Below are 18,376 nucleotides of genomic sequence, written 5' to 3' on the forward strand. Positions count from 1 at the left end.
GGCGCGGGGTGCGGGGCGCGTCGATCAGCACGAGGGAATCTGAAGGGAGCCGAAGGCGGACGAAGATGACGAACGCGAAGTCCGGAGCGAAGGCTCCGGACCGCAATCGTAGCCCCGCGCACCCAGGCCACCGCCGTGCCGGGCGTCTTAAGAACCCGCACCGATCCCACACGGACCGTCTCAAAAACTCGCCCCGCGCCCCACCTGCCTTCTCAAGAACCCGCACCGAAGCCGCACCACACCCGGCCGATACCGACGAAGGGATTTCCCTCACTCCCCCCGCAACTCCCATCCGGTCCCGTAAACTCCGCGCAAAAGCGCAACCAAAAACCCGCGCACCAAGGGGATCCGGGGCAACTCCCCGGCAGATTCAACAAGCACCAGGCCATTCATGTTCGCCGACCTGAAGCACCTCTCGCACCACGCCGCCTGGCGCCGTCAGCTTGAAATGCTGCTGGAATCCGCCGGCGAAGGCATCTACGGCATCGACCTGCGCGGCAGATGCATCTTCATCAACAGCGCCGGCGCCGACATGCTCGGCTACACCCCCGATGAGCTCGTCGGCCGCAACATGCACTACCTCATCCACCACTCCCACGCCGACCGCACCCTCATGCCGGTCCACGACTGCCGCATCTTCAAAGCCTTCCGCGACGGCCGAGGCGAACGCGCCGACGACGAAGTGCTCTGGCGCCGCGATGGCACGTGCTTCGACGCTCAATACGCCTCGTACCCCATCCGCAACGACCACGACGTCGTAGGCGCCGTCGTCACCTTCTCCGACATCACCGCCCGCAAAGGCATCGAACGTGAGCTTCAAAACACCCAGGCCCTGCTAGAACGCCGCGTCGGCGAACGCACCGCTGAACTCAGCGCCGCCCACGAATCCCTGCGCCGCCTGTCTTCCCACCTGAGCACCCTGCGCGAAGAAGAACGCGCCCACATCGCCCGAAACATCCACGACGACCTCGGCGCCTCCTTCACCGCTCTGCAATTGGATCTGAACTGGTTGCGCCGCCAGCTAAGCGCCACCCCCGCCCTGCAGACGCACCTCGACCGCATGCTCGAAGTCACCCAGACCGCCATGGGCGCCACCCGCCGCATCCTCAACGACCTGCGCCCCGTCGTCCTTGACCATCTTGGCCTCTGGGCCGCCCTCGAAGCCCTGCTGCAAGACCTGCAAACCCGCAGCGGCCTCCAATGCCGTTACCTCTGCCCCCCCGACACCGAAAGCCTGCGCCTCGACCGCAACGCTGAAATCGCCATCTACCGCATCGTCCAGGAACTGCTCACCAACGTGCAGCGTCACGCCCGCGCCCGCAGCGTCAGCGTCAGCGCCGCCTGGGGCGCCGACGGCCTTGTCCTCACCGTCGAAGACGACGGCGTCGGCATGCAGTTGCCCGAAGACCGCCACACCTTCGGCATCCTGGGCATGCGGGAGCGCGCCCGCGCCATCGGCGGCGACCTTGCGCTGGACAGTGCCCCCGGCGCCGGCATGCGCGCCCGCCTGCGCCTGAACCCGCTGGCCGCATGAAGGAAACCCTGCCATGCCCCTGAACCTGCTCATCGTCGACGACCACCTCATCATCCGCCGAGGCCTCGCTCGCATTCTTGAAGAAGACCCGCGCGTCGCCCTCGTGCATGAAGCCGCCGACGGCCCCGCCGCTCTGCGCGCCCTGCGCCAGGCGCATTACGACGCCATCGTCCTGGACGTCGCCCTCGGCGAACGCGACGGCCTGGACGTGTTGAAAAGCGTGCGCGCCGACCACCCCGGACTCGGCGTCGTCATGCTGTCCGTCTACCCCGAATCCCAGTTTGCGGTCCGCGCCCTGCGCGCCGGCGCGCACGCCTACCTCAACAAAGGTTGCGAACCCGAAGAACTGCTGGCCGCGCTGACCAACGCCGCCGCCGGCAAGATGTACGTCACGCCCACCGTCGCCGAACTGCTCGCCCACACCGTGCGCCAGGACAGCTCCCGCCCACCGCACGAACTTCTGTCCAACCGCGAATTCCAGGTCCTGCAACTGCTCGTTGCCGGCCGCTCCGTCTCGGCCATCGGTGAACAGCTGGCGCTGTCCGTCAACACCATCTCCACCTACCGCAGCCGCATCTTCGAAAAGCTCAACGTCCGCACGCTGGTGGAACTGGTCTCCTACGCCAACACGCACCAGTTGGGTGCGATCTGAGCGCGCACGCACTACCGCGGCGCATCGCGCGCACCACGTAGTAAGTCCCCTACACGCGTATCGTTGAACCGGCGATACCGGCTGCCGCCACGCAGCCCCATGATGGCTCCATTCCCGATCGAAGGAGCCACCATGTCCCTCTTCAGCAATCCGTTCGACGCCAACAGCCGCCTTGCCTGCGGCTGCGGCCGCCACGCCTCGCAGGCCGAACACGAACGCGCCGCGCAAGCCGGTCTGACTGGCGACACCGCCGCCAGTGCCGTCGAGCAGGCCGTCATGCGCGCCCTGTTCCCCCAGGATGCGCTGCGCCGGCGCTTCCTGCGCGCCGTCGGCAGCGGCACCGCCATGGCAGCCATTGCGTCGATCTTTCCGCTGGCCGCCGCCAAGGAAGCTTTCGCGCAGACCGCCGGCCCGCTGGAGAAGCAGAAACTCAAGGTCGGCTTCATCCCCATCACCTGCGCCACGCCCATCATCATGGCGCACCCCATGGGCTTCTACGGCAAGCAGGGCCTGGACGTCGAAGTCGTCAAGACCGCCGGCTGGGCGCTCATCCGCGACAAAGCCATGTCCGGTGAGTACGACGCCGCGCACATGCTGTCGCCCATGCCGCTTGCCATCTCGATGGGTGTCGGCGCAAGCCGCGCTGTGCCGTGGACCATGCCCGCCGTCGAAAACATCAACGGCCAGGCCATCACGCTGTCCATGAAGCACAAGGACCGGCGCGACCCGAAGGACTGGAAAGGCTTCAAGTTCGCCGTCCCCTTCGACTACTCCATGCACAACTACCTGTTGCGCTACTACCTGGCTGAACACGGCCTGGATCCCGACACCGACGTGCAGATCCGTTCCGTGCCGCCGCCCGAAATGGTGGCCAACCTGCGCGCCGACAACATCGACGGCTTCCTGGCGCCCGATCCCGTCAACCAGCGCGCCGTGTACGACGGCGTCGGTTTCATCCACACCCTGTCCAAGGCCATCTGGGACGGCCACCCTTGCTGCGCGTTCTCCGCCAGCAAGGAGTTCGTCACCACCATGCCCAACACCTATCAGGCCCTGCTGAAAGCCATCATCGAGGCCACCTCCTACGCCCGCAATCCCGCCAACCGCAAGGAAATCGCCACCGCCATCGCCGCCCCCAACTACCTGAACCAGCCCGTCACGGTGGTCGAACAGGTGCTGACCGGCACCTACGCAGACGGCCTGGGCAAGGTGATCACCGATCCCAACCGCATCGACTTCGATCCCATGCCGTGGCAGTCGTTCGCCGTGTGGATCCTGACGCAGATGAAGCGCTGGGGCCAGGTCAAGGGTGACGTCGATTATCAGAAGATCGCCAGCGACGTCTTCCTGGCCACCGATGCCGTGCGCCTGATGCGCGAAGCCGGGCTGACCCCGCCCGCGGAAACCGGCAAGACCTTCAGCGTCATGGGCAAGCCCTTCGATCCCAGCCAGCCCGAGGCCTACCTCGCCAGCTTCAAGATCCGGAGGACCTGATGGGGTCCGTGCAACACTGGCGGGCCACGTTCCTGTCCGTCGCCCTGTTCCTGGCGTTTCTGCTGCTGTGGCACGCCGCCACCCGCCCCGATGCGGGCGAGGCGACGGTGGATCCGGCCTACGCCGCGCTGGTCGGCAATGCCGCGGCCAGCGGGTCCAAGACGCCGTTTCCCGGTCCTGCCGAGGTCGGCGCGCAGTTGTGGCAGCACCTGAAGGATCCCTTCTACGACCGAGGGCCGAACGACAAGGGGATCGGCATCCAGCTGGGTTACTCCGTCGCGCGGGTGCTGACTGGCTTCGGTCTGGCCGCGCTGGTCGCGATCCCACTGGGATTCCTGATCGGCATGTCCCGGACGGTGTACCGTGCGTTCGACCCCTTCATCCAGGTGCTCAAGCCGATCTCGCCGCTGGCGTGGATGCCGCTGGCGCTCTACACGATCAAGGACGCCAACACCTCCGCCGTCTTCGTGATCTTCATCTGCTCGCTATGGCCCATGCTGGTGAACACGGCGTTTGGCGTGGGCGCCGTGCGGCAGGACTGGCTGAACGTGGCGCGCACGCTGGAAGTGTCGCGGCTGCGCACGGCGCTGCAGGTCATCCTGCCCGCCGCCGCGCCCACCATCATGACCGGCATGCGCATCTCGGTCGGCATCGCATGGCTGGTGATCGTCGCTGCTGAAATGCTGATCGGCGGCACGGGCATCGGCTACTTCGTCTGGAACGAGTGGAACAACCTGTCCATCTCCAACATCATTTGCGCGATCTTCTTCATCGGCCTGATCGGCATGCTGCTGGACAACCTGCTGGCGCGCGCCGCCCGGCTGGTGAGCTATCGGGAGTAACGCGCATGAGCCAATCTTTCCTGCAGGTCCAAGGGCTGGGCAAGCGTTACGCCGGACGCGATGGCCGTCCGCAGCCGCCCGTGTTCGAGAACATCGATTTCCAGATCGACAAAGGCCAGTTCGTCTGCGTCATCGGCCACTCCGGCTGCGGCAAGACCACCATCCTGAACGTGCTGGCCGGCATCGACGACAGCAATGAAGGCATCGTCATCATGGACGGCCGCCAGATCGCGGGGCCGTCGCTGGAGCGTGGCGTCGTGTTCCAGGCGCACGCGCTGCTGCCGTGGCTGACGGCGCTGCAGAACGTGGAATTCGGCGTGCGCTCGCGCTGGCCGGCCTACAGCCGCGAACAGGTGCGCGTGCACAGCCAGCGCTACCTGGACATGGTCGGGCTGGGCCACGCGGCCGGCAAGAAGCCCTGCGAACTGTCCGGCGGCATGAAACAGCGCGTCGGCATCGCCCGCGCCTTTGCCATCCAGCCCAAGATGCTGCTGCTGGACGAACCCTTTGGCGCGCTTGACGCGCTGACGCGCGGCGCCATCCAGGATGAGCTGCGCGCAATCGTCCAGGAAACCCGCCAGACCGTCTTCATGATCACGCACGATGTGGACGAAGCCATCCTGCTGTCCGACCGCATCCTGCTCATGAGCGCGGGCCCGTACGCCCGCATCGCCGAATCCGTCACTGTGGACCTGCCGCGCGACCGCACGCGCGCAAGCCTGCATCACGAACCTCGTTATTACGACATCCGCAACCATCTCGTCGACTTCCTGGTCGACAAGGCCATCCACAAGGAGTGAATCACCATGATGTCCCGCGCTGAAGTCACCGAACTCGTCGTCACCCGCAAGCTGGAAAAAAAGCTCTCGTGGGGCGCCATCGCCGAAGCCGTCGGCCAGAGCAAGGAATGGACCACCGCCGCGCTGCTGGGCCAGATGACCATGACCGAGGAGCAGGCGCTGGCCGCTGCCCGCGTGCTGGATTTGCCGGCGGACGCCGTCGTGCAGCTTCAGGTCGTGCCCTACAAGGGCTCGCTGCCGTCCACGGTTCCGACCGATCCGCTGATCTACCGCTTCTATGAACTGATCAACGTCTACGGCACCACCTTCAAGGCGCTCATCAATGAAGAGTTCGGCGACGGCATCATGAGCGCCATCGACTTCAAGATGGACCTGTCGCGCGAGGCCGACCCCAAGGGCGACCGCGTGCAGATCGTGATGAGCGGCAAGTTCCTGCCGTACAAGACGTACTGATGCGGGTAAGGCGGGACGCGTCCCGCCCTTGGCTAGCCTTCGGCGGCCAGCTCTTCCCAGCCCAGTTCACGGGTGCGCTCCAGCGTCACCGTGACCTGGGCCGCCGCTTCGCGCACCGCCTCGATGAGGTCCTTCCCGTTCAGCAGCCGCGACGCGACGCCCGCCATGAACACGTCGCCCGTGCCGTGTACCGACGGCGGAATCGCGATCTCCGGGTGCGTCACCACGGTGGCGTCGTCGCGCGTCACGGCCACCAGTTGCAGCGTGCCGGGCGCGGCGGCCATCGGCGCGGCGCTGGTCGCGACGATCCATTGCGGCCCGCGCGCGATGAGCTCGCGCGCCGCGGCCACGACTTCATCCACCGACGACAGCGGCCGCCCGACCAGCAATTCCAGTTCGAAATGATTGGGCGTCATGCCCTCGGCCAACGGCACCAGCAGATCCCGGTACTGCGCGACCAGCCCTTCGTTCACGTAGAGCCCGTCATTGCGGTCGCCCATCACGGGATCGATGAACACCCGCAGTTCCGGACGCGATGCCCGCACGGCCGACAGCCATTGCGCCAGCAGGTTCGCCTGCCCCGGCTGCCCCAGATATCCGCAGACCACCGCGCGCGCCACCTGGCTTACGCGCCGTTCGTCCAATCCCTGCAGCAAGCCCTCGAACCAGTCCAGCGGCACCGCCCCGCCATGCAGCGTCGGATAGTGCGGCGTGTTGCTCAGGATGACGGTCGGCAGCGCGATCGCGCGCAGTCCCGCCTTGCGGAACACCGGCATCGCGGCATTGTTGCCCACATAGCCATAGACAACTTGGGATTGAATCGAGACGACATCCACCTGCGCGGTGCGGGCGGGCAGCGCTGCGCCTGGGGCGGGGGCAGCGGTAGTTGCGGTCATGAGGATTGCTCCTGGGTATGGGCCGAAGGCTTCAGGCCATCCGAGTAATGAAATAGATCTTCTTGACGAACTGGTCCACTTCCCAGCGGCCCGTATAGCCTTCGGGCATGACGAAGGCCTCGCCCACCGTCAGTTCATGCACCGTGCCGTCCGGGTCCACGAGGCGCGCCGCGCCTTCGACGATGTAGCCAAATTCGATGTAGCCCGTGGTGTTGGACTGGAAGGAGCCAGCCGTGCTTTCCCACACGCCGGCCTCTGCCTTGCCCGCGTTGCCTTCAAAGGCGGTCACGGTGCGAAAGGCCGCATCGCCCGACAGCGGACGGCGCGGCTTGCCGGGCACGGGGTTTTTCATGGGGCCGGCGTCGATGCGGACGAGCCGCGATTGATCGTTTTTCATCGGGGTTCCTGTGTCTTCCAAAAGCAATTCGATACGCCGCTCGCTCAGTGCGCCGCCACCACCAGCACTTCGGCCATGGCGCGGCTGACGGTGCGCATGCGGTGCGGCAATTCGGAGTCGAAATAAACGGAGTCGCCGGTTTCCAGGCGGAACTGGCGTTCGCCCACGTGGACCTCGATGGCGCCCTTGAGCACCAGCAGGAATTCCTCGCCCGGGTGCGGAAAGACCGCGGCGGCGTCCGGAAACTCGCGCGGCGGATGCACCACGAACGGCTCCATCGCCTTGACCTTGCGGCGGCCGGCCAACGACTCGTAATGATATTCGCTGCCCAGCCCGCGCCGCTGCAGGGCCTCGCGGTCAGCCACGCGCACCACGCTTACCACCTCGTCCTGCGCGGCGTCGTCGGCGCCGACCAGTTGCGACACGCCCACGCCATAGGCCTCGGCCAGGCGCAGCACCGTCGAGATGGAGGGCTCGCTCAGGCCCCGCTCCAGCTTGGAGAGATAGCTCTTGGTCAGTCCCGTGCGCTGCGCAAGCTGTTCCAGGGACAAGCTTTGCTGGCGGCGCAAGGTGCGTAGGCGGTGCGGCAGGTCGATCATGGGGCGGAAAGGCGCAAATACAACCGGTAAGAATGCCCGAAACGGGCGCTTCCGTCGAGCGCCCCCGCCCCATGCGCGTCAGCTCAGCACATTGGCGTGCGTCCGCAGCGCCCGGCGCGCGTAGTACGAAAAGCCCACCTGCGACCGCTTCGGCGTCAGGATCCAGTCGTGCGCCTCGTGTCCCAGTTCGGGCGGAATCGGCTGGATCATGCCGGCGGCCATCGCCAGCAACTGCATGCGCGCCGCGCGCTCGAACTGCAGCGCCAGCACGCAGGCCTCTTCCACCGACCCGGCCGCGATCAGCATGCCGTGGTGCGACAACAGGATGGCGCGCTTGTCGCCCAGCGCTTTGGAAATGATCACGCCTTCCTCGTTGCCCACCGGCACGCCGGGCCAGTCCTTCAGAAAGGCCACGTCGCCGTAAAGCGGACAGTTGTCCATGTGCGAGACCTCCAGCGGGACCTCCAGCATCGACAACGACGCCACATGCAGCGGATGCGTGTGGATGATGCAGTTCACGTCGGGACGCGCGCGGTAGATCCAGGAATGGAAGCGGTTCGCCGGATTGGGCATGCCGCCGCCTTCCTGCACCACCAGGTCCTCGTCGACCAGCAGCAGATTGCTTGCCGTGATCTCGTCGAAGCCCAGGCCCAGGCGCTGCGTGAAATATCGGTTGGGTTCGGGCGCGCGCGCGGTGATCTGGCCCGCCAGGCCAGAATCATGCCCGCCGTCGAACAGAATGCGGCAGGTCAACGCCAGCCGCTCGCGCAGCGTCCATTGTGGGGTCTCGAACTGGCGCTGCATCTCAGCCTGCGCACGCGCGATCAGTTCATCCTTTCCCAGGTGCATCGTATCGGCCATCATGTCTCCGTCATGCCGTTTCGATCAACGGCGTAAATCCCGGCAGACTGCGCATGCGCGCCAGCCAGGCAGTGATGTGCGCAAAGCCGGACAGGTCGTAACCGCCCTCGCCCGCCATGCTCGTGTAAGGGTACAGCGCGATATCCGCGATGGTCGGCGCGGTACCCACCAAGTAGTCGCGGCCCGCCAAATGCGCGTCCATCAGCGCGGCGGCCTTCATGCCGGCAGCGCGCCACGCCACCATCGCCGGGTCGTCCGCCTTCGCCGTTTGGCGTAGATGGATCAACAGGCGCGGCTGCGCGAAGGCGTGCATGTGCTGGGTCTGCTCGAAGCTCAGCCAGCTCGACACCTGCGCCTGCGCCAGCCGGTCTTCCGGCAGCCAAGGCGTGCCCATGCCCAGATACCAGAGAATGGCCTGCGATTCCGCCAGCCATTGTCCCTCTGGCGTCAGCAGCGCGGGCACCTGCCGCCATGGGTTGATGCGCGCGAAGGCGTCGGTTTCCAGGTCGCCCTGGACGATGTCGAACGTTTGCCGCTTGACCGGCAGGCCCATCAGCCCGCAGGCCAGCCGGATCTTCCAGGCATTGCCCGATCGCAGCGTATCCGCCAGCTCCAGCGGCTTGCCCGCCAGCGGGTGCGTTACCCGAATATTCATGCGTGGCTCCATTTCATGTGCGCGGTTGCTAATCCATTCTGATGTTGGCGCGCTTCACGATCTCGGCCCACTTGCTCTTTTCGCCGCCGATGAAGCGCTGGTACTCGTCGGGCGTGCCCGTATAAAGCTGCGTACCCTGTGCCGCCAGCTTTTCCTTCAGCTCTGGCGACGCGAGTGTTTTCTGCAACGCCGCGTTCAGTGCGGCCATGACCTCGGGCGGCGTGCCCGCCGGCGCAAAGAACGCGTTCCACGAACTGATTTGCAGGCCCGCATCGCCCGCCTCGGTGCTGGCGGGCACGGCCGGAGCAGACGGCAGCCGCTTGTCGGACGCCACTGCCAACGCGCGCAATTTGCCCGACGCCACATGGGGCATGATGACCGGACTGGCGTCCATCACCACATCCACCTGCTCGCCGATCGCCGCGTTCACCGCCTCGCTGCCGCTCTTGAACGGCACGTGGACGATATCGACGCCAGCCGTCAGCTTCAGCAATTCCAATCCAAGGTGCGGCGAACTGGCGTTTCCTGCCGAACCGAAATTCAGCTTGGCCGGATTGGCCTTGGCGTATTTGACGAACTCAGCAAACGACGCGGCGGGCACGCCCGCCCGCACGGCCAGTAGATACGGCGACCCGGACACCATGCCCACCGGCGAAAACTTGTCCGCGTCGTAGCTGAGCTTGGCGTAGATCAGCGGATTCACGACCTGCGTGCCCACCGTCCCCATGAAGATCGTGTAGCCATCGGCCGGCGCCGCGGCCGCCACCTGCGCCGCGATCACGCCACCCGCGCCGGGCCGGTTCTCGATCACGATCCCCTGCCCCAACACGTCCCCCATTCCCTTGCCCACCTGCCGGGCGACGATATCCGTGATGCCGCCAGCGCCAAACGGCACCACCAGCCGGATCGGCCGGTCAGGAAATGCGGCCTGCGCGCCTCCTGACATACCTGCGGTTATCGCCAGCGCGGCTACCAAGCTCAAGACCTTCATGCCATTCCCCTTGTGTGCGCCGTCGCGGCGCTATGACACAAAGTGTCCTATAGAGCATTGATTTTCCGCAAGAGGAATTTGATTAGGGAAATCCTTGAGCAGCAGGAATAGAGTTCGCCCTTTTTTGTTGAAGTTCGCGTTTCGGCTTTGATGGGCATCACCGGCTATTTCGCGGCCATCTCTCTTATTCTTCGCGGATGGACGGCCTGCAGGCTGAAGAAAGGCGAACTTTGCAATAAACGCGATTGAACTAGCGCGACAATCCAAGCCGGCAGATTTAGGGCATGCCCGTACGGGCATTGGGGAAGAGACACGGGCGTTTCGAGCACTCCTGCTATAGGTTGGGAGCTGTAAAAGAAGAAAGCCGTGCGTTGTATAGACGGCCCGGGGGCCCTGTGGTCAGTGGCCGCTTCCGGCCATAAAGAGACGTTCGTCTATTCTCAAGCTCACACGTGCATTAAGGCCACTCCGTTCAACAAGCAGTCATCCACGGCATGAAAACTGTGATCAAGCCATCGACGTTTGCTGACGTTTTTCCGCCATGCGTATCTGCAATCCCGTATGTCAAGTTCGCGGCTGTCCCCGAAAACCGGCATCCCCCGAAAGAAGTTGCGCGCAATATAGCTTCGCACCGACCTCCCGGCTCCCCTGCCCGTCGTAGTAGTTGCCCAAGTGCTCGTTCTATCCCTGGGTGGTCGTGGCCCCTGTTGGTATCATATGAAGTACTTAGTCCGGCGGTGCTGCCGCTCAAGAAAACGAACTCTAAACAACAATTGAGCCAACATACAACGAACATCCGCGCCTTCGTCGCCGCCGCAGCCTCAAGCGCTGACGACACGCTCAGAGCTTATTGCGGCATGGTCGCAATTGAACTTGTCCTTAAACAGGCAACTGGGCTGCCCGGCCACAACATCCCGCGCGCACTTAACGTCTTCGCGCAGCGCTTCGCTGTAGGCGGTCAACGGGACTGCAAGGTCCGGCTCAATGCGTTCTCAGCGCAGTTGAGTAATGCACTGAAGGCGATCAGCGTGCAAGGCAGGGACGGCGTTGCGCAGTTTGCCCCTGCGGAATCCTATCCCCACATTCGTTATACGCGGCTCGTCTCCGACGGCTGGCCTGCCCCATCGACGACTCATGAGCAGATGAAAACACTCGCCGATCTCGTGTGCAGCACGCGGTCCTACCTTGCAATGAAGTTCCAAAAACCACTCTGATCCAGTCATGACGATATCTGAATTCATTGAGTCCATTGCACAGATCGCCGGCATCAGGGTTGAGGTCGAATACGTGCATCCGACGCTGTATATCCTGTGTGTCGACAGTTCGTTCGAGGGTATGACCAACGATGCCCGGCTCGCCGCGTTTTGTGGGACGGTCAACATCCCAGCGGATGACGTCGAATCGGTTGCCGCTAGTCCAATGATCGAATTGGCACTGCTCACGGAAAGGGAACGTCAGGAGCAGTTCCGCTTTCTGGTTCCGGGCGGAGCCGGAACTAGCTGGCTAAGTGCGTTCGCTCCTGGCAACAGAACGGGCTTGGCATCGTCCGCCGTTCTGGCGGATCAGCAAGATATGGCCACCAAATCTCCCTCCCGCCAACGCCCTGCGAAAGCGGTTCATTTTTACGGATACAAGGGAGGTCAGGGGCGGTCGACGGTGCTGGTAGCGCTGGCCAAGGTGCTGGCCGACGCAGGCTATCGTGTGCTCACTGTGGATGCCGACATTGAAGCCCCCTCGCTTGATGCGATGTTTGGTGTTGGGGCTTCCGACATCGGAGCAACCCTGATGGGCTTGGCGACACCAGGCACTTCGCTGACGCCACTATCGCGCACGTACGTTGGCGCATCGGTCACGGGGTACGTTGACCTTGTGTCCGCGCGGCCCGTTGCAGCTCGCTTCGATATGGACTTCGCTGCTTTTCTGCTGAACACGTCGATGGATGCGTCAGTGTTGGAACTCGCAGTGGCCGCTCTCCGACAACAGGTCGAGGCAGGAGGCGAAAATGGTTCGCCACTCTATGACATCGTGCTTTTTGATCATCGAACCGGGCTTGCCCCCTCCGTTTTGCCCATCATGGAGGCGTGGCCCGGGTCGGCCGTGATTTTTGTCCGTCCAGACGGCATGGCACGGCATATCCTCGATTCACGACTGCTCGATACCTTGTTGGCACATGATCCGGAATCTCCGGGAGCTTTTGTCAGCTTTTCGCTCGATCCCAAGAAGACCGCAAAGGACACCCGTAGCCAGAGCGCACGCTTCATCGAAGGGCTACTTGGCAAGGTCGCAGAGGCGATGCAGACCGGGGATGCGATCGATCCCCAGGATTTGGATCCTTACTGGGTGTTCTGGAGGCACGACCAGAGTTTCGTCGACGGGCAGCAGCCGAATCCGCGTGACATGTCGACCGCCAGCCGAGAAGCCATCGGCCAATTACGCTCCGTGCTTGGCCTGAGCGGTAATCCTGCCGTAGCGATGCCGGTAGGTACCCTGACGAGCAGCGGCTCAACTGATGATGGAAAGTTCATTCTGACGCCGGGATTGGCCAAGTTGTTCAGCTCAGACAGTCCGTATACATATGTTTTTGGCCGAAAGGGGACGGGGAAGACCAGACTGTTGTCCGAGCTCGTTCGGCGCAATCTGGCTGAACCGCTGCTTGTCGCGAACGACTCGCGGGCCGGCGGGTTACCCAGCGCAAACCGCGTTTTCCAGTCCGCACTGGCCGCATGTAACCGAGACTTTGAAAAATTCTGGTGGTTTTTGCTGAGCGTCGCGCTGTCGACGTCGAGCACGAGGGGTGAAGGGATCTTCGAAGCCGCTCTTCAGGAGCAGATCGAACAACTCGCCGTGCATCCCAACAGGGTCGTTCGACTCGACCCGCAGACTTTCGCCAACCGTTCAGAAAAGCGCGTGTTCGTGATCGATGGTGTTGAAACGGCAGTTCCTGCGAGCGACCTCCGATCCTTCGTCGAAGCTCTGTTCCGTTTTCTCGCGGCAGTCCAGTTCGATAGGACTTATTCAAAACTGCTCACGATACGGCTGCTGTTGCGCACCGACCTTGCAACGGGGGCTGCTGAGAACGTCGAACAGCAAATTGAAGGTTCTGCGCTCTATCTTCATTGGAACAAGACCACCATTCTTAACTTCGCTCTCGCGCGGATTGTGAGTCTGCCCTGGTTCCAGCAACACTTCGCCGACGTTTGCAAACGTATAGACGACAAGGCCGATAGCATCTCGCACGGCGCCTTGCCAGACGATGATTCGGAGTCTTTACTGCTGGACATCTTTCCCGCAGGGTTAGAACGCAATCGCCTGAAAACCACGACCTTCTTTGCGTCCTACTTCTCGGACGCGGGCGGAGATGCGGGCACTGACTCGGCGTTTTATCCCCGGTTGTTCGACGGGTTCCTGCGAACACTGGCGGACAATGCAGGTGAAGGGGCCGACCTGGTCGACAATCGGCTCTCCAGCAAAAGTGTCCTGCTCGCCTACGACCAGGCCTCTAAGTCCTTCATCAGTGATGTCAGGACCGAACTGTATTCATTCCTTAACATCGAGTCCAACATCGACGAAAACAGATCAGCTGTAAACCGGTTGATTGCCGCCTTCGACGGGCTTCAGACGCCATTTTCCATCGAGGAAATTATTGAGACGCTTGCAAAGCGGACAAACATTCCGGTGGATGTGGTGCGGCGCTCCCTGACCAGTATGCAGAAGATCGGAATGTTCGAACCTCGAGCGGGGTATCCTGGCGAACTGCGGGCGCGACAGCTTTATAAGGCCGGCCTCGGGATGAAGTATGTGAGAAAGAAGCCTCAGGAATGAGGTGAGATCGGTGATTAGCCCTTCGGCAGCCAAAGCTGCGTCCGCTTTCCCTGGTAATTGCTCAATAGCAAAAGCTGTAGCTGCAAGGGTCCCGAAACAACGTAAAGACGCCGGCCAGAATCGAATTTGAATGTGGGCGATTTAGGACGACCCACAGCGTTTTCGAGGTTCCAAAAGACTGTTAACGCGTGAAGCCGTTATGCCAGTCTTGTGGAACTGAATGGCGGGAATGGGTCGAAATCTGCCAGTCGTCGACGACTGGTCGCGGCCAGAAGCGGTCTGTCGCCGTAGCGGGCTCCAGACTAAGAACGACCATCGCAAGTGCTTCAAGCGACGGCCGTTGTAGGCTGAGTGCGGTGCGGCCGGTCAGCGACATATTCCGCTATCCACCAGCCGCCTCGGTCGATTCGACCGACACAGTGCGACCTCCTGCAGGTCTGCCCCTTCTCGCAAGGCGTTATGGTCGTGTCCTGTGTCCGTACCTACCTTGCGCCAGATTTGATCTGAGGATCCGTAGAGACTGCAGCGCCCCCCAACGATCAATCCTGGCCGCACGAGCTGAACGGCAAGCTGGATGAACTTCTCGAACAAATGTTCAACCTGGATGCACTTTATGGCTAGAAAACCAACTGAGGTATTCGGGTCCGTTATCGCACCGAATGGCCAGGGGGTTTCCCCGCCAGCCGATGATCTGCTTGAGCGTGCGGATCACGCGCTTGGACGGCAACGAGAAGTCAACCTCAATGCCCAGTGCCTCGCGGTTGAAGTCGTCGATCACCTTGAACACGCGGATTTCAGTTCGAGTTCGCGATAGATCCGGTACACGCGCTTATGGTTCCAGCCGAAGCCTCGCACATTGCACAGATACAGGAAGCACAGACCAAAGCCCCAATTGCGGTGGTTGTCAGTTGGGGCCGCTCCTGAGTTGGCCGTAGCTGAGCTGGTCCGCGGCGTAGCAATCGCACGCCACCTGCTCCAGGCCTGGCCTGTTCAGGATCTCGATGTTTCCGCGGCGATACGCGATCAGCTTGCGGTGCTGAAGGGCCGAGGCCGCCACCGTTACGCCGACCCGCCGCACACCCAGCATATAAGCCAGGTATTCATGAGTGAGGTGAAAGCTGCCCGAATGCGCGCGGTCTTGCGTCATCAGCAACCAGCGCGCAAGCCTGCCCTCGATGAAATGAGAATGCATGCAGACCGCGGACTGGGCGAGCTGCTGCAGGATTACCACGGTATAGCGGCCGATCAGGCCGCGCAGCGCTGCACTGGCGTCCAACTCCTGCCGGAACAGATTCGCTTTCATGCGCAAGGCGGACCCGGCGCCCTGCACGACGGCGCGCAACTGCGAGGTATCGGCGCCCAATGAAACGTCGACGCTCCACATTCCTTCATTGCCGACCAGGCCCACCTCCAGGGAAGCACCGTGCTTCTGCGGCAGAATCAGGGAAATATAGCTCCCGCGCGGAAAGTAGACGTCGTTGATGCGGTCGCCGGGCTGAAGCAGGCATTGCCCGAAGTCCAGGTCAACGGACTCGAAGCGATCCAGCAAACGGGGCCGCTCCCGGCTGGGCATCGCGGCGAGCAGGCGGTTGGGAACATCGGCGATCGCGGGGCGCGGCAAGTTCTGCTCCTGGTTCCATCTCAGGCGCGGACCGCGCCGCCAGTTTGACTCAGCAGGCGCTGATACTCCTGCCGCACGACCATATAGCATTCGCAGACACGCGCCTCCAGCGCTGCGCGATCCAACACGGTGATATGGCCGCGGCGATACCGGATCAGACCGGCCTCCTGCAGGTGGCCGGCCGCCTCGGTGACGCCTTCGCGCCGCACACCCAGCATGTTGGCGATCAGTTCCTGCGTCATGGCGAGTTCGTCGGATTGCAGTCGGTCCAGGCTGAGCAGCAGCCAGCGGCAAAGCTGCTGGTCCAGCGAATGATGTCGGTTGCACACCGCTGTCTGGGCCATTTGCGTGAGCAGCGCCTGGGTGTATCGAAGCAGCAGGTGCTGCATGGCCCCACCTCGGTCGAACTCGTCTTTCAGCGCCTGACCCTTCAACTGATAGGCGGACCCCGCGCTTTGGACTATCGCGCGGCTGGGCGTGGTTTCTCCGCCCATGAACAAGGAAATGCCAACGATGCCTTCATTGCCGACCACGGCAATTTCGGTGGAGGCGCCATCTTCCATGACGCACAGCAGCGAGACAATGCAGTCGATCGGGAAGCAGACATGCCGCATTCGGCCGCCCGGTTCGTACAAGGCTTTTCCCAACGGCAGGGAGACGCGTTCCAGAAGCGGAAACAATCGTTCCATCTCCTGCAGGGGCAACGCCGCCAATAGTTGATTCTGGGGGGGATCGCGTGAATCAGGCATGAAGAGTCCCTCCAACAAGCCCAGTTGCAACGGCCCTATCCGGGGCCGCAATCCGAAAATCCTCCGGCACACTTTGCCCACTCGGCAGGGGCAATCGCCACGCGCTATGTGCGGTGGCGAACGGAGTCCTGCCCAGAGTAGCGCACTATTGGTCGCTGGCCCCGCTACGCGGCCCGGCGCGGCCAGGTCAGGAATCCATCCCTGCGCTGACCCTGTCACGCTATGGGAAGCCCAGACTCAAGTCCGTTCGCTGGCGCACATAGCGCCGGCGGCCTTGGCATCCAGGTATTTCTGCACCAACGCGCGCGTGGAGCTGTCCAGCCCCTGTGCGTGGGCCTGCCCGGCCCCAAGCGCTTGCGCGATATGCGCGGCTAGCGTCTTGCCTAGCTCCACGCCCCATTGATCGAAGGAGTCGATGTCCCAGATTACGCCCTGAGTGAACGCGCTGTGCTCATAGAGCGCGACAAGCGCGCCCAATGACCGGGGCGTGAGCTTCGCGGCCAGGAGCGTATTGCTGGGGCGGTTCCCCTGCACCTGCCGGTGCTTCCCTCGAGCCTGCGCGTCGCCAGGGCCGCCCCCCTCGTCCAGAGGGCGTCCGAAGGCCAGGGCCTGGGCCTGGGCGTACATGTTCGCCAGCAGTTCTTCATGGCCGCCCGCCGATGACGGCAGCGGCGAAAGGAATCCGATGAAGTCGCAGGGCACGATCTGGGTGCCCTGATGCAACAACTGATGGAACGAATGCTGGCCATTGGTCCCGCAGGCCCCCCAGTAGACCGGACTGGTTATGCTGCCGACCGGGGCTCCGTCTTGGGTTACGGACTTGCCGTTGCTTTCCATCATCAATTGCTGGACATAGGAAGGGAATCGTCTCAGATCGTGGGCATAAGGCAGAATCGCAACCGATCGCGCCCCGAGAAAGTTGTTGTTCCACACGCCCATCAAACCAAGCAGAACGGGAAGATTCTGTTTCATCGGCGCGGACAGGAAATGGGTGTCCATGTCGTGGAAGCCGGCCAGCATCTCGCGGAAGGCGGCGGGCCCGATGGCGGTCAGCAGCGCCAGGCCCATGGCGGAACACAATGAATAGCGGCCGTTGACCCATTCCCAGACGTCGAATACATGCTCCGGCGCGAAACCGGCCGCGATGGCGGCGTCGCGATTGCCCGTTACCGCCACGAAATGCGCCCGCAGCGCGCCCTCGTCCTGGATGTCTTCCAGGCACCAGGCTCGCGCGGCGGCCGCGTTTCGCAAGGTTTCGGGTGTGTGGAAGGTTTTCGAGCAGACGATGAACAGCGTTTCGCGCGGGTCCAGATCACGTGTTGCCAGAAAGAAGTCGGCGCCGTCCATATTGGACACGAAACGGAACTGCATGTCCCGCCGTCCGTAGTGCTGTAGGGCCGCGCAGGCCATTCCTACACCGATCGCGGAGCCGCCTATGCCCAGGTTCACGATATTCCTGATCTTTTTGCCGGTCCCGCCGAACCAGGTGCCGCTGCGCACCTTGCCGGCGAAATTTTCCATGCGGCGCAATACGCGCTGAACGTCAGGCACCACATCCCTGCCATCCACCCGCACGCTGGCATCGGCCGGCATGCGCAATGCGACGTGCAATGCCGCGCGGCCTTCGCTGGAATTGACCGGATCGCCGTTGAACATGGCGTCTATCTTCGCCGGCAGACGGCTCGTGCAGGCCAGGCGCAACAACAGCTCGAGCGTCCTGCGGGTGATCCGGTTCTTGGAGTAATCCAGGTACCAGCCGGCGGCTTCCTCGCTGAAGCGCTGCCCGCGCTCCGGGTCAAGCTGGAACAGGTCTCGAAGGTGCCGCGGGCGCACTTCGTCCAAGTGCTCGGCCAGCGTCTGCCAAGTGTGGGAGAGCGACACGTCGCTCGGGCCGCCCGTTGCTCGTCTGACCATTGCGCTGTTCCTCCAAGCCGAACGACCGGCCCCACAAGAATGCGGGGCTCGGGTCGCTTATGCCACAGGCTGTGAAGGGAGTCCGTGCGGTAGCGT

17 protein-coding genes and 1 pseudogene are annotated in these 18,376 nt (G+C 63.2%); 8 read left to right on the plus strand and 10 right to left on the minus strand.

What is annotated here, in order from left to right; genetic code table 11:
- Positions 1 to 391 precede the first annotated feature (391 nt).
- The 6 genes from B2W22_RS24740 to cynS all read left to right on the plus strand — a co-directional run bounded on the left by B2W22_RS24740 (position 392) and on the right by cynS (position 5,775).
- On the plus strand, positions 392 to 1,534 hold the full coding sequence (locus B2W22_RS24740; protein ID WP_175124389.1) for a sensor histidine kinase: 1,143 nt from the start codon (positions 392 to 394) through the stop codon (positions 1,532 to 1,534).
- Positions 1,535 to 1,547: 13 nt separating this feature from the next.
- Positions 1,548 to 2,186, plus strand: coding sequence for a response regulator (locus tag B2W22_RS24745; RefSeq protein WP_056563872.1), 639 nt, complete (start codon positions 1,548 to 1,550; stop codon positions 2,184 to 2,186).
- 132 nt (positions 2,187 to 2,318) lie between these two features.
- A complete protein-coding gene (locus tag B2W22_RS24750) occupies positions 2,319 to 3,680 on the plus strand; it encodes a CmpA/NrtA family ABC transporter substrate-binding protein (protein ID WP_286939935.1) in 1,362 nt (453 codons plus the stop codon).
- Positions 3,680 to 4,522, plus strand: a complete 843-nt coding sequence (ntrB, locus tag B2W22_RS24755) for a nitrate ABC transporter permease (RefSeq protein WP_175124391.1) — start codon at positions 3,680 to 3,682, stop codon at positions 4,520 to 4,522. The genes B2W22_RS24750 and ntrB overlap by 1 nt, the downstream gene beginning before the upstream one ends.
- Before the next feature lie 5 nt (positions 4,523 to 4,527).
- Positions 4,528 to 5,322 carry an ABC transporter ATP-binding protein gene (locus B2W22_RS24760; RefSeq protein WP_175124392.1) on the plus strand — a complete coding sequence of 265 codons (795 nt, stop codon included), beginning with the start codon at positions 4,528 to 4,530 and terminating at the stop codon, positions 5,320 to 5,322.
- Between the two features lie 9 nt (positions 5,323 to 5,331).
- Positions 5,332 to 5,775, plus strand: coding sequence for a cyanase (cynS, locus tag B2W22_RS24765; RefSeq protein WP_056566815.1), 444 nt, complete (start codon positions 5,332 to 5,334; stop codon positions 5,773 to 5,775).
- A gap of 32 nt (positions 5,776 to 5,807) precedes the next feature.
- On the opposite strand, the gene pdxK is transcribed toward cynS, so the two are convergent.
- From pdxK to B2W22_RS24795, 6 genes are all read right to left on the minus strand, one after another.
- Positions 5,808 to 6,671, minus strand: a complete 864-nt coding sequence (pdxK, locus tag B2W22_RS24770; RefSeq protein WP_056563884.1) for a pyridoxine/pyridoxal/pyridoxamine kinase — start codon at positions 6,669 to 6,671, stop codon at positions 5,808 to 5,810.
- A gap of 31 nt (positions 6,672 to 6,702) precedes the next feature.
- Positions 6,703 to 7,068, minus strand: a complete 366-nt coding sequence (locus tag B2W22_RS24775; RefSeq protein WP_056563887.1) for a cupin domain-containing protein — start codon at positions 7,066 to 7,068, stop codon at positions 6,703 to 6,705.
- Between the two features lie 44 nt (positions 7,069 to 7,112).
- A complete protein-coding gene (locus tag B2W22_RS24780; RefSeq protein ID WP_056563890.1) occupies positions 7,113 to 7,667 on the minus strand; it encodes a helix-turn-helix domain-containing protein in 555 nt (184 codons plus the stop codon).
- Between the two features lie 78 nt (positions 7,668 to 7,745).
- Positions 7,746 to 8,528 (minus strand): aldolase, encoded by a 783-nt coding sequence (locus B2W22_RS24785; RefSeq protein ID WP_286939940.1) that lies wholly within the window; start codon positions 8,526 to 8,528, stop codon positions 7,746 to 7,748.
- Positions 8,529 to 8,538: 10 nt separating this feature from the next.
- Positions 8,539 to 9,183 carry a glutathione S-transferase family protein gene (locus tag B2W22_RS24790; RefSeq protein ID WP_056563896.1) on the minus strand — a complete coding sequence of 215 codons (645 nt, stop codon included), beginning with the start codon at positions 9,181 to 9,183 and terminating at the stop codon, positions 8,539 to 8,541.
- Positions 9,184 to 9,211: 28 nt separating this feature from the next.
- Entirely contained in the window at positions 9,212 to 10,174 is a 963-nt protein-coding gene (locus B2W22_RS24795) for a Bug family tripartite tricarboxylate transporter substrate binding protein (protein WP_175124394.1), read from the minus strand.
- 737 nt (positions 10,175 to 10,911) lie between these two features.
- Between B2W22_RS24795 and B2W22_RS24800 the strand changes: the two genes are divergently transcribed.
- Complete coding sequence (locus tag B2W22_RS24800; protein WP_286939943.1) at positions 10,912 to 11,388, plus strand: hypothetical protein; 477 nt, start codon at positions 10,912 to 10,914, stop codon at positions 11,386 to 11,388.
- Positions 11,389 to 11,395: 7 nt separating this feature from the next.
- Positions 11,396 to 13,996, plus strand: a complete 2,601-nt coding sequence (locus B2W22_RS24805; protein ID WP_286939944.1) for a P-loop NTPase — start codon at positions 11,396 to 11,398, stop codon at positions 13,994 to 13,996.
- A 628-nt stretch (positions 13,997 to 14,624) separates the two neighbouring features.
- Here the strand turns inward: B2W22_RS24805 and B2W22_RS24810 are convergent.
- The 4 genes and pseudogenes from B2W22_RS24810 to pgi all read right to left on the minus strand — a co-directional run.
- Positions 14,625 to 14,905: pseudogene (locus tag B2W22_RS24810) on the minus strand (DDE-type integrase/transposase/recombinase); the annotation flags it as partial.
- Entirely contained in the window at positions 14,901 to 15,617 is a 717-nt protein-coding gene (locus B2W22_RS24815; RefSeq protein WP_286939945.1) for a Crp/Fnr family transcriptional regulator, read from the minus strand. The pseudogene B2W22_RS24810 and the gene B2W22_RS24815, both read right to left, overlap by 5 nt.
- Before the next feature lie 20 nt (positions 15,618 to 15,637).
- Positions 15,638 to 16,366 (minus strand): Crp/Fnr family transcriptional regulator, encoded by a 729-nt coding sequence (locus B2W22_RS24820; RefSeq protein WP_175125302.1) that lies wholly within the window; start codon positions 16,364 to 16,366, stop codon positions 15,638 to 15,640.
- A gap of 237 nt (positions 16,367 to 16,603) precedes the next feature.
- Positions 16,604 to 18,280 carry a glucose-6-phosphate isomerase gene (pgi, locus tag B2W22_RS24825; protein ID WP_286939947.1) on the minus strand — a complete coding sequence of 559 codons (1,677 nt, stop codon included), beginning with the start codon at positions 18,278 to 18,280 and terminating at the stop codon, positions 16,604 to 16,606.
- Positions 18,281 to 18,376: the final 96 nt, after the last annotated feature.

It is taken from the genome of Achromobacter sp. UBA4530 (assembly GCF_002388205.1).
Classification (GTDB): Bacteria; Pseudomonadota; Gammaproteobacteria; order Burkholderiales; family Burkholderiaceae_B; genus Achromobacter; species Achromobacter animicus.

Coding starts and splice junctions, on each gene's coding strand:
- B2W22_RS24820 (WP_175125302.1), bottom strand. CDS start 16,366: ATGCCTGATTCACGCGATCCCCCCCAGAATCAACTATTGGCGGCGTTG.
- B2W22_RS24760 (WP_175124392.1), top strand. CDS start 4,528: ATGAGCCAATCTTTCCTGCAGGTCCAAGGGCTGGGCAAGCGTTACGCC.
- pdxK (WP_056563884.1), bottom strand. CDS start 6,671: ATGACCGCAACTACCGCTGCCCCCGCCCCAGGCGCAGCGCTGCCCGCC.
- B2W22_RS24805 (WP_286939944.1), top strand. CDS start 11,396: ATGACGATATCTGAATTCATTGAGTCCATTGCACAGATCGCCGGCATC.
- B2W22_RS24740 (WP_175124389.1), top strand. CDS start 392: ATGTTCGCCGACCTGAAGCACCTCTCGCACCACGCCGCCTGGCGCCGT.
- cynS (WP_056566815.1), top strand. CDS start 5,332: ATGTCCCGCGCTGAAGTCACCGAACTCGTCGTCACCCGCAAGCTGGAA.
- B2W22_RS24795 (WP_175124394.1), bottom strand. CDS start 10,174: ATGAAGGTCTTGAGCTTGGTAGCCGCGCTGGCGATAACCGCAGGTATG.
- ntrB (WP_175124391.1), top strand. CDS start 3,680: ATGGGGTCCGTGCAACACTGGCGGGCCACGTTCCTGTCCGTCGCCCTG.
- B2W22_RS24785 (WP_286939940.1), bottom strand. CDS start 8,528: ATGGCCGATACGATGCACCTGGGAAAGGATGAACTGATCGCGCGTGCG.
- pgi (WP_286939947.1), bottom strand. CDS start 18,280: ATGGTCAGACGAGCAACGGGCGGCCCGAGCGACGTGTCGCTCTCCCAC.
- B2W22_RS24780 (WP_056563890.1), bottom strand. CDS start 7,667: ATGATCGACCTGCCGCACCGCCTACGCACCTTGCGCCGCCAGCAAAGC.
- B2W22_RS24750 (WP_286939935.1), top strand. CDS start 2,319: ATGTCCCTCTTCAGCAATCCGTTCGACGCCAACAGCCGCCTTGCCTGC.
- B2W22_RS24775 (WP_056563887.1), bottom strand. CDS start 7,068: ATGAAAAACGATCAATCGCGGCTCGTCCGCATCGACGCCGGCCCCATG.
- B2W22_RS24745 (WP_056563872.1), top strand. CDS start 1,548: ATGCCCCTGAACCTGCTCATCGTCGACGACCACCTCATCATCCGCCGA.
- B2W22_RS24790 (WP_056563896.1), bottom strand. CDS start 9,183: ATGAATATTCGGGTAACGCACCCGCTGGCGGGCAAGCCGCTGGAGCTG.